Origin of the sequence: Rahnella inusitata (genome assembly GCF_003263515.1) — a bacterium.
Taxonomy (GTDB): Bacteria; Pseudomonadota; Gammaproteobacteria; order Enterobacterales; family Enterobacteriaceae; genus Rahnella; species Rahnella inusitata.
Map to the genome: position 1 here is coordinate 72,683 of NZ_JYDE01000044.1, position 15,403 is coordinate 88,085.

A 15,403-nucleotide genomic window follows, 5' to 3' on the forward strand; every position below is an offset into this window, starting at 1 on the left:
ATTACAGCAAGCGGAAAGCTGAACAAGGATGAACATATGTTATTAGCGCCCCCGATTTTATTTTCACAGCGAAAAACAGAAGCTAACGATGACTGGGTCAGGCGATGTATTCACGTCGATAAAAACAGGGACTTCCCCGTAAATAATCTCGGGGCCTGGCACGGTGGTGTGCATATTCCTCATACCGATGCGGGGGGGACTGCCAATCCGGTCAGGGCGATTGCGGAAGGAGAAATTGTCTTTTGTCGCTATCCTTCCGACAGAATTAGTGAGGATCCGTTGTGCTATCTGGGGGCGACAGACGACGGGGTGGTGCTATTGCGTCACACCTTGACGCTGGGTGACCCCGAAGTGAACATCGTTTTCTATTCGTTGTGTCAGCACCTGAAACAGGTGAGAAGGAATGTTCTGGAGGGCGTGGGAACCCCCATTAAAAAAGGCACGATATTAGGCACATCCGGACGCGTAGACGGCAAGAACGGATTCCATTTTCAGATTTGCTGTGATGATAAGAACCTGCAAAAGCTTGCGGGGAGAAGCACAGGCAATCTTGATATCAGCAAACCTGGGCGCAGCGATATCACCTATGGTGATAAGCATTATTATTTACCCTCAGGCACGCCTTTTATGGCCGCTCCTGACGAAAAGAAAGCGACAAGACCCCCGCTGTATATCAGCGACACTGAGCTTTTCGTCACTTTTACGGATAAGAAGGTCTTTACCCGTCAGGAAAATCCGGCAGGTAGCAGCATTTACACGAAGCTCAGTGAGGCGGGTGTCCGTTTGCCCGCCGCACCGGCAAGGGATTACGGCGAAACAGTGACCTGGAATGAAGCTGAATGGATTTGTGCTAATTATCCCGGCGGTTCGGGGTGGGTGAAAATGACTGCACCGGGTATTAATCAATACTCTGATGCTGATTTTCCTCACTGGATGGGGTGGTCACTTGTTGATGATGACAGTAATGCAGACAGCCAGTGTGATTCACCGGTTATTCAGCAATGGCAGCAACAAATAAAAGATGAAAAAAGTTTAAAAGAAAAATATTTTTACGCGATTTGCCGGTTCCCGTTTGAATGGGATGAAACCACTCTTGACTCACGGTTCAATTGGTTAAAGCAGGATAATAAATTCGTGCAACCTGCTTTTAATCCTCCTTCCTGGGATAAATTTATTAATCATGCCAATGCACTCAGCTTTTTTGACAAATTAACTGCTGACGCTCGGACAGCATTATCAGATCGGATCTGGCACTTCAATCCTGCTGCTTTTATTACGCATATCAATAAGGCCTCACAGGTTGAGTATATTGCTGTGGTTGGGACGCAAATACATGCTGACCCAGCAAATAAACTGTCTTTTATCGGTCAGGCGGTAAGGTATATGAGAAGGTATAAGGCTATTGAAAGTAATTCTAAGTATACAATATTGGTTTTTGATATCGGGTATAAATCTGAACATTTTAAATTACTTGAACTATCATGTAGGAAATTCGGCTTTGAGTATAAAAAGGTTGATGGTAGTTTCGAATTTTTTGCCCACTTAAATAATGGTAGTGACAGGAGCATTATACCAGTAAAACAGCTCTCTGTTTTTTGTCACGGGTTGCCCAGTGAGTTTGCATTCGGTTATGGGTATCCTGATGCAGAAAGGTTGAGTGTAAATTTACATAATTTCACAGAAATTCAATCTGATATTTTCAATCAATCAGGAAGGATTAATTCGTATGCATGTCGTACAGCTATGGGGAGAATTGACGGTCATAGCGAATTCGAATTGACACCTCAAGAGGAAGACAGTTTAGCTCAAAAAATGGCGGAATATTTTAATATCCCCGTTAGTGCATATGTCGTCAGGAGTGATTATGCAGACACATGGGGTTCAAAATTACAACGCTTTGCTCATAAATTAAATAAGATGGACTGGTTTGAGGAATTGTCTTTAGAAAGAGCTGAGAACATAAAATATTGTGGTGCTGCCTATAATATTGATGGGGCATTGAATGATGTTGGAGTAGGTACTACGCCCTATAATCTTTCAAAGGAATATAAGGATTATCTTCCAAAATGAAAGTAAATATTAAAATAGCACTGGGGTTGGTTTTTTTATTGCTAGGCCTATATTATATTTGGCCAAGATTTATTATATCTTCTGGCCCATTAGGCTATAAAGCGGTTGATTCATATAGTAAGGGCTATTATATAAATTGTGAAATAGACACACTATATAAAAAGGATGGGGCTGGAATGAGTATAATGGATAGGGAGTGGATCGAAAATAACTTAGAAAACATTTATAAGATTAGTTTGTTAGAATTTGATACAAATGGGGATGCATTAAAAATAATAAGCGCACCGCATTGGGTTAACAGTTTTATTTATAATTACAGCATATTTAATGAAGATGGTATTTTAACTGACACGTATGAAAGTATTATTAAAATCAATGGGATTTATTATAGGTTCGATTATACTTTGATTCCTGGCGAGGTTGAAAAGGGAAGATTGTCAAGTTATCCTCCAACAAAAAGAAAAACTGATTATAGCTATGGCTTTTATGTGAATTTAGCAAAAAAAAGTTGCTCACATCCGCAATGATGTTAATTAAAGTCATTGTCAGGTGTTGATTTCGGCAAAAAAAACCAGCCCGAAGGCTGGCTCATCAAAACCTGATGCTTTCGCGAATTAACGGCGAACAGCGATGGCTTCGATTTCGATTTTTACGTCTTTTGGCAGACGGGCAACTTCAACGCATGAACGCGCAGGGAAAGGTGCTTTATGCTCGGTAAAGAATGCTTCGTAAGTGGCATTAACGGTGGCGAAATCATTCAGATCTTTCACGAAAACGGTAGTTTTCACGATATCTGAGACTTTCAGGCCAGCGGCTTCGACGATAGCCTGCACATTTTCCAGTGACTGACGCGCCTGAGCGGCGATGTCTTCGGCGACGGCACCGGTTTTAGGATCCACAGGGATCTGACCGGAGGTGATGATCATGCTGCCCAGATCCACGCCCTGAACATAAGGACCGATGGCGGCTGGAGCGTTTTCAGTACTGATTTCGCGGGACATAATGTCTCCTGATTATTGAGTAGTTGGAACGAGATTCGCGCCAGTATAATCGGTCAGTCGTTGTTGAGCACGACCTGATGCTCAAACTCTTTCTCGCAATACTTACATTTCAGATGCACGCCGTCAGCGCGCTGTTTCACCGCAAAGCTCGAATCCACCGGCTCAAAACGACTGATGCAATTGCCATTCGGGCAACGCAGCACGCCGACGATCCGGTCCGGAAGCGTCGGCATCAGCTTCTTCACCACTTCGTAATCATCAATGCGGTTCACCGTCGCGCGCGGAGCGTAGACCGCCAGCTGATTGACCTGTTCATCGGTCAGGAAGGTGTTCTCGATTTTGATGATGTCTTTGCGGCCAAGTTCACCGGACGGCAGATTCAGGCCGACGGTCACGCGCTGTTCCGTCTGGGTAAATTTGAACAGCGACAGCAATTTAAACCCAACCTGCGCCGGAATATGGTCGATGACCGTGCCGCATTTGATCGCTTCAACCTGAAGTTTATTGTCGTGAGTCATAGTCGTTTTCTCCTCAAGTTTACTGTGCAGTATCTGCGTTCAGAACCAGCGCCAGCAATGCCTGACGCGCGAAAATTCCGTTACCGGCCTGCTGGAAATACCAGGCGTAAGGCGTCTTATCAACGTCCGGGGTGATTTCGTCGATGCGCGGCAGCGGGTGCAGAACTTTCAGGTGCGGCTGTGCGTCCGCCAGATCGGCGGCGCGCAACACAAACTGGGCTTTGACGTTGGCGTACTCGGACGGATCCAGACGCTCTTTCTGCACACGGGTCATGTACAAAATGTCAATTTCCGGCACTACTTCGTCAATGCTGCTATGCAGACTGTATTCAATGCCTTTCTCTTCAAGCAGCGCCAGAATGTATCCCGGCATCGCCAGCGCGTCGGGCGCGATGAAGTAGAAACGGTTACCGTTGAATTTCGCCAGTGCCTGCGCCAGAGAGTGGACGGTGCGACCATATTTCAAATCGCCGACCATCGCGATTTTGATGTTATCCAGACGCCCCTGGGTTTCCTGAATGGTAAACAAATCCAGCAGCGTCTGCGTCGGATGCTGGTTCGCGCCGTCACCGGCGTTAAGAACCGGAATGCCGCCGGAGAATTCTGTCGCCAGGCGCGCCGCGCCTTCCTGCGGATGGCGCATCACGATGGCATCGACGTAGGTGCTGATGACCGAAATGGTGTCGGCCAGCGTTTCACCTTTTTTGCCGAGCGAAGTGTTGCTGCTGTCGGAAAATCCAACCACCGATGCGCCGAGGCGATGCATGGAAGTCTCGAAGGACAGACGCGTTCGTGTTGAGGCTTCGAAGAAACAGCTGGCGATCACTTTGTGTTTCAGGAGCTCGGGCTGCGGCGTGGCTTTCAGGCTGGCGGCGGTGTCTAGCACCAGCTCCAGCTCTTCGCGGCTGAGATCGTTGATTGAAATGATGTCTTTTTGATACAGCGGGTTCGCCATCGTCATTCTCCTGTTTCTTTGTTCTTAAAAGATGCGCTTTCCGACAGGTGCGCACTCAAATTTCAGACAAAAAAAAGCCCCTGCAATGAGGGGCCTTTCTTTTTGATCAACTGAACGCTGACCGGCAATACAACGGAAGAACAACGGCAGCGGGCTGCCTGATGGCACGGCGTTTGGTCGATCGTCTGAGCGCAAAACGTGGCAATTGTTCATGGGTTCTCCCGGCAAATTGTGGCGCATTATACGCGCGTAACCGACGACATCAAGCGGAAAAATCACTCACAGGCAATCGGTTGGCTGCGCGCCTCTTCGCAGGTGAAAACTGTTAACTGGATCAAATGGCGGACAACCGCAGTGCTTTATCATGAGACGACATTGAAACATCATTTCATTTTTAACTTAACGAAGGGAAACTCATGATCACCGGCAACATTCATCAACTGCACTTAGTGCCTTATCTGCCCGCCGCATTGCGCGAAGCCATCGAGTTCGTTAAACAGAACATCACCGCCGACACCTCGCTGGGTAAACACGATATCTGCGGCGACGACGTATTTGTACTGATTTCTAATGATTCCACCGCGCCCCAGGCGGAGCGCCGCGCCGAATTCCATGCGCGTTATCTGGATATCCAGATTGTCCTGAACGGCACCGAAGGGATGACGTTTAGCAACTTACCGGCGGGTTATGTCGATACTGACTGGCTGGCTGATAAAGACATCGCGTTTCTCGCCGCCGGCGAACAGGAAAAAACCATGATCATGCAGGCCGGTGACTTCGTGGTGTTCTATCCTGGCGAAGTCCATAAACCGCTGTGCGCCGTCGGCGAACCGGCCAACGTGCGCAAAGCCGTGGTCAAAATGGACGTCAGCGTTTTACCCGTTTAAGTTTTTGTGGGTTAGCGCTTACTTCGCTTAAATAACTTCATCCGCCAGCGACGCAGCCTGCCAAGACGTTCTGGCGCTTTCAGTTTATGTTTGATCCACACCACCTGCCATGGTTGGAGTCGCGTCTGGCCGGCGAACGCGTTTCCGCTGATCAGATCCTTACCTTCCACTGCCAGTTTCAGTACCTGTGAATGGCTGCTGATGTTGAACACGCAGGTAATGCGATCCTCGGTTTTTGGATCATAACGCTCCATCGCAAACAGCGATTTTCCGAGATCAAAAACCCGCTGACCGGCCTGCGGAGAGAACGCAGGATGGGCGCGGCGGTGCTTAATCAGGTCCTGCAATCCGTTGAATATGCGGGCGCGCAGGCCGTCTTTTTTCTCCAGCTCGGCTTCAAGCTTGTCCAGATCCAGCTTTTTGCGATTAATACGCCGGTTGATGCCCGACTGGTGCATCCCCTCGAGATCGTTTTCACTGCCCAGCAGGCTGTGGATATAAATTGCCGGCACGCCGATGAATGACAGCAACAGCGCCTGCGCCGCCAGGAACTTGCGCGCTTTCATCTCGATGTCATCTTCCGGCTCTGTCAGGGCGCTCAGGTAATTAATATTCAGCTCGTAAGGCGAATGGGTGCCGTCACCGTTGTCTTTATAGGAGACGCGACCTTCTTTGCGCAGCGTTTCCTGCGCCATATATTTACGCTCATCATCACTGAGAAAGGTTTCGGTCGGGCGTAAGCCGATGCCGTCGTGGCTGGCAAGAAAGTTAAAATACGTCGTCTCGGGGTAGCGCGCTTCGGCATTCAGGCTTTGCGCCCACTTTGTCAGCGTGGTGGTGTCTTCGCGTAAAAAAGCGTGCAGCGTCAGCGGCGGCAATGGGAACTGATACACCATGTGCGCCTCATCGCCTTCTCCGAAATAGCTGATATTTTCGTGATGTGGCACGTTGGTTTCTGTGATGAGCCGCGTGCCGGGGATCACCTCATCCAGGATGGTGCGCCACACTTTGATGATGTTGTGCGCCTGAGGCATGTGAATGCATGACGTGCCCACTTCCTTCCAGATATAACCAATTGCATCGAGTCGGATCGACTGCCCGCCGCTGGCCGCGTATTGCAGCAGCACATCGATGCTTTCCAGCAGTACCTGCGGATTTTTAAAATTGATATCCACCTGATCTTCGCTGAACGTCGTCCACAGATAGGGCTCGGTGCCGTCGGCTTTGATAAACGGCGTCAGCAGCGGCGAGGCGCGGGGGCGAACGACGCGGCTGTAATCAAGCTCGGGATTGGAGGCAATAAAGTAATTTTGGTAGTACGGATCGTCGTGCAGATAACCTTTCATCCAGTCGCTTGAGCGCGAGATGTGGTTGATCACGCAGTCAAACATCAGATTAAAGTTTTCAGAAAGGTGGTGAATATCCGACCAGCCGCCGAGATTTTCGTCGATCCGCCGATAGTCGATCACGCTGAAGCCGTCGTCCGAGCTGTACGGGTACATCGGCAAAATATGAATATCGCTGATGATTTCACGCAGATACGTATTGGCAAAATGATTGAGCGTCGCCAGCGGCGGCTGTTCGCCGTGGCGCAGGTTATCGCCGTAGGTGATGAGATAAATATTTGTGCCATCGACCCAGTGCGTGGTGCGATGTTTGCCGTAGTTCCATTTGTCGGCGAGATGCAGGATTTTTTTCAGCAGATCGGCGATGTGTTCTCTGGGGTAAATCCTGCTTAGCAGGCTTTCCAGTCGCAGGACATACTCAAGATTAACTGAGCTCATATCGGTTCCTTCTTACTGCGTTACTGTTTTTCTGATGGAGTGATAAAACCAACGCGCTGTAAAAAGGTTAGTTGAAAATGAAGGGCTGTGAAGGCAAAAAGGGGAGATAGCAGAGGATTCTGGCGTAAAAATGCGGCATCATCCGGGAAAAACGCGAATGATGCCGGGATGAATTATTCCGTGCCGAGGGTGGCCACCATCACGGCTTTGATGGTGTGCAGACGGTTCTCCGCCTGATCAAACACCACGCTGTGCGCCGATTCAAACACCTCATCGGTCACTTCCATACCGCCGTTCAGGCCATACTCTTGTGCCATCTGTTTGCCGAGCGACGTCTGATCGTCATGGAAAGCGGGCAGGCAGTGCAGGAACTTGACGTTTGGGTTGCCGGTCATCGCCAGCATCGCGCTGTTGACCTGATAAGGGCGCAGCAGGGTGATGCGTTCCTTCCAGGCTTCTTTCGGCTCGCCCATCGACACCCAGACGTCGGTATACAGGAAATCCGCATCTTTCACGCCGGTTGCGATATCCTCGGTCAGGGTAATCTTGCCGCCGTTTTCGGTGGCGAGATGCTGGCAGGTCGCGACCAGTTCAGCGTCCGGCCAGCAGACTGATGGCGCGACAAGGCGTAAATCCAGTCCGCACAGCGCCGCGGCTTCCAGCAGCGAGTTCCCCATATTGTTGCGGGTATCCCCCAGATAGGCGAGACGCATCCCTTTCAGCGGCTGATCGGGCAAGTGTTCCTGCATGGTCAGCAGGTCAGCCAGAAGCTGCGTCGGGTGGAATTCGTTGGTTAAGCCATTCCACACCGGTACACCGGCGAATTCCGCCAGCGTTTCAACGTTATCCTGCCCAAAACCGCGATACTGAATACCGTCGTACATTCTGCCAAGTACGCGGGCGGTATCTTTCATCGACTCCTTATGGCCGATCTGGCTGCCGCTCGGGCCGAGATAAGTGACTTTCGCCCCCTGATCGTATGCGGCAACTTCGAAAGAGCATCGTGTGCGGGTTGAGTCTTTTTCGAAGATGAGCGCGATGTTTTTGCCTTGCAGGCGGGCTTTTTCGGTGCCGTTTTTCTTTGCTGCTTTGAGTTCAGCGGAGAGTTTCAGCAGGGACGAAATCTCTGACGGGGTAAAATCCAGTAACCTGAGAAAATGACGTTTACTCAACAAACTCATGATGTCGCTCCATAGCGCGTAAGCATTTCGGATTGAATTAAAATTCAATTTATCTGGATGAATATGCAATTACAACCCTGAAGTAAAAACTTTGTCGTTGTTTATAGTGGAGGCTGGCCCTGCGGTGTGTGAAAATAGACTACAAACGTCACATTGATTGAGGACAGAGAAATGGCAAACCGTGAATTGCTGGAAGAACAACGTGAAGAAACTCGCTTAATCATCGAAGAACTGCTGGATGATGGCAGTGATCCTGACGCGCTTTACACCATCGAACACCACTTATCTTCAGAGAAGTTTGAAGTGCTGGAGAAAGCGGTCGTTGAAGCGTTCAAACTGGGTTATGAAGTTTCCGACCCGGAAGAGCTGGAAGCGGAAGACGGTACTGTCATGATGTGCTGCGACGTGATCAGCGAAGTTGCGCTGAATGCAGAACTGATCGACACCCAGGTTGAGCAACTGATGAATCTGGCTGAAACCAACGGCGTAAACTACGACGGCTGGGGTACTTACTTCGAAGGCGATGACGACGAAGAGGGTGAAGAAGGCGAAGATGAAGATTTCATCGATGAAGATGATGACGGTAAACGTCATTGATTGAGTCGGGCTTCTGAATTTCGATTCATGAAGAAAGAAAAGGCTGCCGGAGACGGTGGCCTTTTTTGTTTGTGCATGACAGTCCCCTTTGTGACTCCCTTCGCATTAAGCAAATTTCATAAACCCTAAGTGAAATATGGTTAAATTCAATACAACGGCTAAAAGCTAACATACCAATTCTGAAAGTTATTCTACCTCATGGTATGGAGTCAGATTATGGCAGCCGTAAAGAAATTGTCTGTTATAGAAAAACTCGGTTTTGGTATGGGAGATGCCGCGTGCGGGATCGTTTATTCCTCCGTCACGATGTTTCTGACGTACTTTTATACGGATATCTACGGTCTCTCCGCCGCAGCTGTCGGGGTGATGTTTCTGGTTACACGCATTCTCGATGCTGTCAGCGATCCGCTCACCGGGATTGTCGCCGACCGCGTAAAAACACGTTGGGGGCATTTTCGTCCGTGGCTGATTTGGTTTGCGATCCCTTACGCGGTATTGGCGGTCATGACCTTCACCACGCCGGATTTCGGGCATTCGGGCAAACTACTTTACGCCTACATTACGTATTCACTGCTGATGCTGTGCTACACGTTTATCAATATTCCTTACTGCGCGCTGGGCGGTGTGATCACCTCGGATGATAAAGACCGGCTCTCCGCGCAATCCTACCGTTTTACGATTTCCTCTCTGGCCGGTTTGCTGGTTTCCGTCGGGACATTGTGGCTGGTGGATTATTTTGGGAAAGAGGATTTGCAGGCTGGATATCAGGCAACAATGGCGGTGATGGGCGTCATCGCCATTTGTATGTTGGTGTTTTGTTTTTGCTTCACCAAAGAACGCATCACCGCTGAGGATACTCGACATGTCTCGGTGCGTAGTGATTTAAAGAATCTGCTGTCGAATGACCAGTGGCGGATTGTTGCCATCATCACCTTTTTCTCCAGCATGGCGGGCGTCATGCGCAGTTCGGCGACGCTGTATTACGCGACCTATCTGATGCTGGATAAAGGACAAAGTCTGGTGAGTGGTACGGCGATGAAAAGCACGTTTATTACCACCAGCGTGGTCGGTACGATATTCGGGGCGATGGCGGCGGGGTATTTTGCCAGGCGCTTTAGTACGCTGACGATGTTTAAAAATATCAATCTGCTGCTGGTTCTGGCGGGTGTCGTGATGTTCTTTGTGCCGCCGAAATTCTTGCCGGTTATTTTTCCGCTGTATTTCATTATTGGTTTTTTACACCAGATGTATCAGCCGTTTAAATGGAACATGATGGCAAATGCAGCGGATTACGGAGAATGGAAAACCGGACGGCGGATCACCGGATTATCCTTCTCCGGTAACTTATTCGCCTTAAAACTCGGCATGGCGTTTGCCGGTGCGTTGGTCGGATTTTCTCTCGGTTGGTTTGGTTACCATGCAGGCGCAGAAACCCAAACCGCGCTAGCCACTACCGGTATTATTGGTCTGCTGACTGTCGGCCCCTCAATTTCTTATCTGATCCTCTATTTCCTCGCCCGTTTCTACAAACTCGATGATGCCACGATGAAAAATATCCAACACGATCTGGCGAAACGAAGCGTGGAGATTGCCCGCGAACAGGAAAACGAAGCCGGTCATATGGCCCCTGTGATGGCCGTTAAATAATGGAGAACCTCGGTATGGCGATAGCAATCCAACATGATGGGATCGCAGATTCAGACGACGGACGCTACCAGAATCCGATCCTGCATGCTGACTATTCTGATCCGGATATTGTCTGCGTGGGCGATGATATTTATATGGTCGCCTCAAGCTTTAACCATATTCCAGGCCTGCCGGTTTTGCATTCAACGGATCTGGTTAACTGGACTCTCGTCAATCACGTCGTGCCACGGATTAATTATCCGGCTTACGACAGCGTACAGCCCGGAAAAGGGATCTGGGCACCCAGCATTCGTTATCACAACGGGCTGTTCTGGGTGTTTTATAGCATGCCGGATGAAGGCATTTTTATGTCTTACGCCGAAGATCCGCTGAAAGCCTGGAGTGAGCCACATTGCATTAAAGCGGTAAAAGGCTGGATCGACCCCTGTCCGTTCTGGGATGACGACGGGCGGGCGTGGCTGGTGCATGCGTTTGCTCACAGTCGGTCCGGTATCAAGCATCAGTTACAGCTGTGCGAATTGTCCCCCGATGCGACATCATTGCTCGATCAAGGCCAGATCATTTTTGATGGTACGGTCTCTCACCCGACAATCGAAGGGCCAAAGGTGTATCAGCGTCACGGTTGGTATTACATTTTTGCGCCCGCCGGAGGTGTTGAGAGCGGCTGGCAGACGGTACTTCGCTCCCGTGAGATAACCGGTCCGTTCGAGAGCCGCGACGTTTTACATCAGGGGACATCCAAAGTAAATGGCCCGCACCAGGGCGGTTGGGTGGAATTGAAAAATGGCGAGTGCTGGTTTGTGCATTTTCAGGATGCGGCACACGCTGGCCGTATTGTGCATCTGCAACCGATGCGCTGGAATCAGGATGACTGGCCGGAAATTGGCGAACAAGTGGATGCCCAAGGACTCGGACAGCCGGTATCGGTTTATGCAAAACCTGCTGGTTGTTCATCTGGTTGGCCCTGCGCTCCACAAACGTCTGACGACTTTGCCGAAGGCCGCTTCGGGCTGCAATGGCAATGGCAGGCGAACCCGCAAAGTCACTGGGTGAAACCGTCTGCGGCTGGACTGAGGCTGGCGTGTTTACCCTCCGGGCCGCGAGCGTTGTACGACACGCCGCAACTGTTGCTTCAAAAGTTCTCTGCGCCACAATTTACCGTCACCACACGCATTACCCCTCACTTTAGCCACGACGGTGAGCAGAGCGGGTTGATCGTCTATGGCGAAAGGTATGGCGCGGTATCCGTGTGTCAGCAGCAGGGCGAAAACAGGTTGGTGTTTGATTTCGGATGGATGAGCGATAAAGGCGAACTGAGCCAGCGAAGAACTGTGCTGGCAGCTTTGCGGCACGGGCATGCGGTGTTTATCAGGGTGAACGTCTTATCGCATGGCGTCTGCTGTTTCTCCTTCAAACAGGATGAGGCAGAAGACTGGAAAACCGTTGAACCTCAATTTGCCGCGTCAGCCGGAAAATGGGTCGGCGCGAAAATCGGTATTTATTCTGTCTCGTCGGCGGTGAACGCTGAAGCGGGATACGGCGAATTTGCGTATTTCGAGATGAAGGCGGAATAATTCCAAACAAAGCCAGCCCGTGCAGGGCTGGCTGTCATTTTCTTAAAGTACTTCGCCGTTGCTGCCAATCACTTTCTGATACCAGCCGAAGCTCTCTTTTTTGGAGCGCGCCATGGTGCCGGTGCCGTCGTCGTTTTTGTCGACGTGGATGAAGCCGTAGCGTTTGCTGTACTGGCCGGTGGTGAAGGACACGCAGTCGATGCAACCCCAGGGGGTGTAGCCCATCAGCTCGACGCCGTCTTCCAGCACGGCCTTCTTCATTTGCTCAATGTGAGCTTTCAGATAAGCGATGCGGTAATCATCGTGAACCATACCGTCGTCAGCCACTTTGTCGATCGCGCCAAAACCATTTTCGACGATGAACAGTGGTTTCTGATAACGCTCATACAGAATATTCAGCGTATAGCGCAGGCCAACCGGGTCAATCTGCCAACCCCAGTCGGAGGCTTTGACGTGCGGGTTAGGTACGCTGCCCGCGAAGCCGGACAAGCCGTTATCATCACTCGGGTTGTGCGCCGAAATCGCGTTGCTCATGTAATAGCTCAGGCCGATGTAATCAGCGCAACCCTCGCGCAGCGCCTGCAAATCGCCGTCTTCCATTTTGATGTTAAAGCCACGACGTTCCCACTCTTTCAGCGCATACGCCGGGTAGTAGCCGCGCATGTGGACGTCGCTGAACAGGAAGCGCTCGTGCATCGCTTCGACGGAATACATCACGTCGTCCGGATGGCAGGAGAACGGATACAGCGGCACCATGGCGATCATGCAGCCGATCTGGAAATCAGGGTTGATCTCGTGGCCGAGTTTGACCACTTTGGCGCTGGCCACGAACTGGTGATGCAGCACCTGATACATGGTTTCTTCAGGGTTTTCCTGCTCGGTGAAGACCACGCCGGAACAGCAATAACCGAACAACGGATACTGCCAGTTACGCTGGTTGTTGATCTCGTTGAAGGTCATCCAGTATTTAACTTTGCCTTTGTAGCGCTCCATCACCACCTGACTAAAGCGCACAAAGAAATCCACCACCTGACGGTTTTTCCAGCCGCCATACTCTTTCACCAGATGCCACGGCATTTCGAAGTGGGAGAGGGTGATGACCGGCTGGATGTTGTGTTTGAGCAGCTCATCAAACATATCGTCGTAGAATTGCAGACCGGCTTCGTTCGGCTGTAATTCGTCACCGTTCGGGAAGATGCGCGTCCAGGCAATCGACGTGCGGAAGCATTTGAAGCCCATTTCGGCGAACAGTGCGATGTCTTCTTTGTAATGGGAATAGAAATCCACGGCTTCATGATTCGGATAGCTGTAGCCTTCGAGCACGCCGTCGGTCATTACGCGGTCAACGCCGTGCGCGCCGCCGGAAAGCACGTCACAAATGCTGACGCCTTTACCGCCTTTATTCCAGCCGCCTTCAACCTGATGCGCCGCAACCGCGCCGCCCCATAAAAACTCTTTTGGTAACTGATGGCTCATTTCGTTCTCCCTTAATGTTTGATGCGGGCGGAGACCTCCGCCCTTTACACGGGTATTTCAGATTTAATTCATTTCTGCCTGCGTGGCACGTCTAGCTTCTGCCTGAACCTTTTTGGTGGCGACGACGTCTGGCTCATCTTTGAAGCCAACCAGCCAGGTGAACAGAGCACCGAGGACAAAGGCGACGCTTATCGACAGCAGGAAGCCAAGGAACTGTGGCATGTGGCCTTCTTTGAAGAAGACCGGCAGCACGGCGATGCCGGGCAGGCAGTAGCTCCAGGACACGGCATTGAAGGAGCCGGCTATCGCGCCGCCGATGCCGCCCGCGACGCAACTGCACAAGAAGGGTTTTTTCAGACGCAGCGCGACGCCGTAAATGGCTGGTTCGGTGATGCCGAACAACCCGGTGACGCCAGCGGAAAGAGAAATGCCTTTCATCTCGCGGCTGCGGGTTTTCAGGTAAACGCCAAACATGCTGCCGGTCATCGCGAAGACGGCGGAAGCCTGCAGGCCGGTAAAGGTGTCGTAGCCCAGCGTTGCGTAGTTGCCGACAGTGACCGGCGTAATGCCCCAGTGGACGCCCAGTGTAACCAGCGGTTGCCAGAATGCACCGACGAAGAATCCGGCCACGGTCGGGCTGAGGTGGTAAAGATAGTTATAAACGCCACCAATCGCGCCGCCAATAAGATTGCCTACCGGCCCGAAGACCAGCAACGTCATCGGTACCATAATGGCGATACAAAACATCGGGGTAAACAGGTTACGGATAACGATCGGCAGCACTTTATTGAAGAAACGTTCAATGTATGACATCGCCCAGACCATCAGAATGACAGGGATCACCGAGGCGGTGTAACTGAGGTATTTCACCGGTATGCCAAGAAAATCGAGCGTTGGCGCGGCGATGGGAATACCAACCACGTCCGTCAGGATGCGGGCGATTTCCGGGTTATTCACCGCTTCACGCATTAATTGCTGCATGGCCGGATCGGCTGAGTTGATGGACGTAATCTTAAACGCCGTCAGCATGTTCATGTAATCCGGGCTTATCAGCGCACAGGCGGTAATCACTGCGGTGAACGGATTGACGTTGAATTTTTTCGCCGCGGTGAAAGCGATCATGACCGGCAGGAAGGTAAACGCCGTCCATGAAACAAAGTTAAGAATACGGTAGGTGCCGCTGTTGGCGTCCATGATGCCGACCGCAGCGAGGAAAGAGATAATCCCCTGTAAAATACCGCAGGCGGCGAGTTGATAAAGGAATGGCGTGAAAATGCTGGAGATGACGTCCATGACGCGGCTGACAATGCCGACGTTCGGCGCAGAAACCGGCGCGTTTTCATCTATGTGAATAAGCTTCAGCACCTGTTTGTAGGCATCGCTGACGTGGTTGCCGATCACCACCTGCATCTGGCCTCCGGCCTCGATAACAGTAATCACGCCTTTTACGCGTTTTAATTCTTCTTTCTCGACGGCGCTATTATCTTTCAGAACAAAGCGTAAGCGTGTGGCGCAATGTGTGATGCTAATCACATTATTTTCTCCGCCGATATATTTAACAATATCCTGAGCTGTCTGAGCGTAATCAATAGCCATTATTTATTATTCTCCTGCCGGGGTGTACAGAGATGATGTTTTATTTTTTTAATTGCTGGCAGGAGTGTAGCAAAAGAAAGGATGATGTCACGATATAACAAAAAACAGGGTTAGGAA

General features: G+C 50.6%; 13 protein-coding genes. 6 read left to right on the forward strand and 7 right to left on the reverse strand.

Annotated elements, in window-relative coordinates; all coding sequences use genetic code 11:
- The first annotated feature begins 36 nt into the window (after positions 1-36).
- Together TU92_RS21390 and TU92_RS21395 are read left to right on the forward strand one after the other, a co-directional pair.
- Positions 37-2,070: a M23 family metallopeptidase gene (locus TU92_RS21390; RefSeq protein WP_112169287.1), complete on the forward strand. Its 2,034-nt coding sequence runs from the start codon at positions 37-39 to the stop codon at positions 2,068-2,070.
- A complete protein-coding gene (locus TU92_RS21395) occupies positions 2,067-2,597 on the forward strand; it encodes a hypothetical protein (RefSeq protein WP_112169289.1) in 531 nt (176 codons plus the stop codon). The genes TU92_RS21390 and TU92_RS21395 overlap by 4 nt, the downstream gene beginning before the upstream one ends.
- Before the next feature lie 87 nt (positions 2,598-2,684).
- Here TU92_RS21395 and ridA read toward each other — a convergent pair whose 3' ends face one another.
- The 3 genes from ridA to pyrB are packed head-to-tail and all read right to left on the reverse strand — an operon-like array spanning position 2,685 to position 4,544.
- On the reverse strand, positions 2,685-3,071 hold the full coding sequence (gene ridA / locus TU92_RS21400) for a 2-iminobutanoate/2-iminopropanoate deaminase (protein WP_112169291.1): 387 nt from the start codon (positions 3,069-3,071) through the stop codon (positions 2,685-2,687).
- A 53-nt stretch (positions 3,072-3,124) separates the two neighbouring features.
- Positions 3,125-3,589 carry an aspartate carbamoyltransferase regulatory subunit gene (pyrI, locus tag TU92_RS21405; protein ID WP_056776493.1) on the reverse strand — a complete coding sequence of 155 codons (465 nt, stop codon included), beginning with the start codon at positions 3,587-3,589 and terminating at the stop codon, positions 3,125-3,127.
- 19 nt (positions 3,590-3,608) lie between these two features.
- On the reverse strand, positions 3,609-4,544 hold the full coding sequence (pyrB, locus tag TU92_RS21410) for an aspartate carbamoyltransferase (protein ID WP_112169293.1): 936 nt from the start codon (positions 4,542-4,544) through the stop codon (positions 3,609-3,611).
- Between the two features lie 416 nt (positions 4,545-4,960).
- On the opposite strand from pyrB, the gene TU92_RS21425 reads away from it, so the two are divergent.
- Positions 4,961-5,431, forward strand: a complete 471-nt coding sequence (locus TU92_RS21425; RefSeq protein WP_112169299.1) for a NanQ anomerase/TabA/YiaL family protein — start codon at positions 4,961-4,963, stop codon at positions 5,429-5,431.
- A gap of 11 nt (positions 5,432-5,442) precedes the next feature.
- On the opposite strand, the gene TU92_RS21430 is transcribed toward TU92_RS21425, so the two are convergent.
- Entirely contained in the window at positions 5,443-7,215 is a 1,773-nt protein-coding gene (locus TU92_RS21430; protein WP_112169301.1) for a sugar phosphorylase, read from the reverse strand.
- Positions 7,216-7,388: 173 nt separating this feature from the next.
- A complete protein-coding gene (argF, locus tag TU92_RS21435) occupies positions 7,389-8,396 on the reverse strand; it encodes an ornithine carbamoyltransferase (protein WP_112169303.1) in 1,008 nt (335 codons plus the stop codon).
- A 171-nt stretch (positions 8,397-8,567) separates the two neighbouring features.
- Here argF and rraB point away from each other — a divergent pair, with 171 nt between their 5' ends.
- The 3 genes from rraB to TU92_RS21450 all read left to right on the forward strand — a co-directional run bounded on the left by rraB (position 8,568) and on the right by TU92_RS21450 (position 12,214).
- The gene (gene rraB, locus TU92_RS21440) at positions 8,568-8,993 is read left to right on the forward strand and encodes a ribonuclease E inhibitor RraB (RefSeq protein WP_112169305.1); all 426 of its coding nucleotides are present in this window, start codon (positions 8,568-8,570) and stop codon (positions 8,991-8,993) included.
- 216 nt (positions 8,994-9,209) lie between these two features.
- The gene (locus TU92_RS21445; protein WP_112169307.1) at positions 9,210-10,640 is read left to right on the forward strand and encodes a glycoside-pentoside-hexuronide (GPH):cation symporter; all 1,431 of its coding nucleotides are present in this window, start codon (positions 9,210-9,212) and stop codon (positions 10,638-10,640) included.
- Between the two features lie 14 nt (positions 10,641-10,654).
- A complete protein-coding gene (locus TU92_RS21450; protein WP_112169309.1) occupies positions 10,655-12,214 on the forward strand; it encodes a glycoside hydrolase family 43 protein in 1,560 nt (519 codons plus the stop codon).
- A gap of 42 nt (positions 12,215-12,256) precedes the next feature.
- Here the strand turns inward: TU92_RS21450 and TU92_RS21455 are convergent, their stop codons facing one another.
- A complete protein-coding gene (locus tag TU92_RS21455; protein ID WP_112169311.1) occupies positions 12,257-13,690 on the reverse strand; it encodes a 6-phospho-beta-glucosidase in 1,434 nt (477 codons plus the stop codon).
- Between the two features lie 63 nt (positions 13,691-13,753).
- Positions 13,754-15,286 (reverse strand): PTS transporter subunit EIIC, encoded by a 1,533-nt coding sequence (locus TU92_RS21460; RefSeq protein ID WP_112169313.1) that lies wholly within the window; start codon positions 15,284-15,286, stop codon positions 13,754-13,756.
- Between the last annotated feature and the right edge of the window lie 117 nt (positions 15,287-15,403).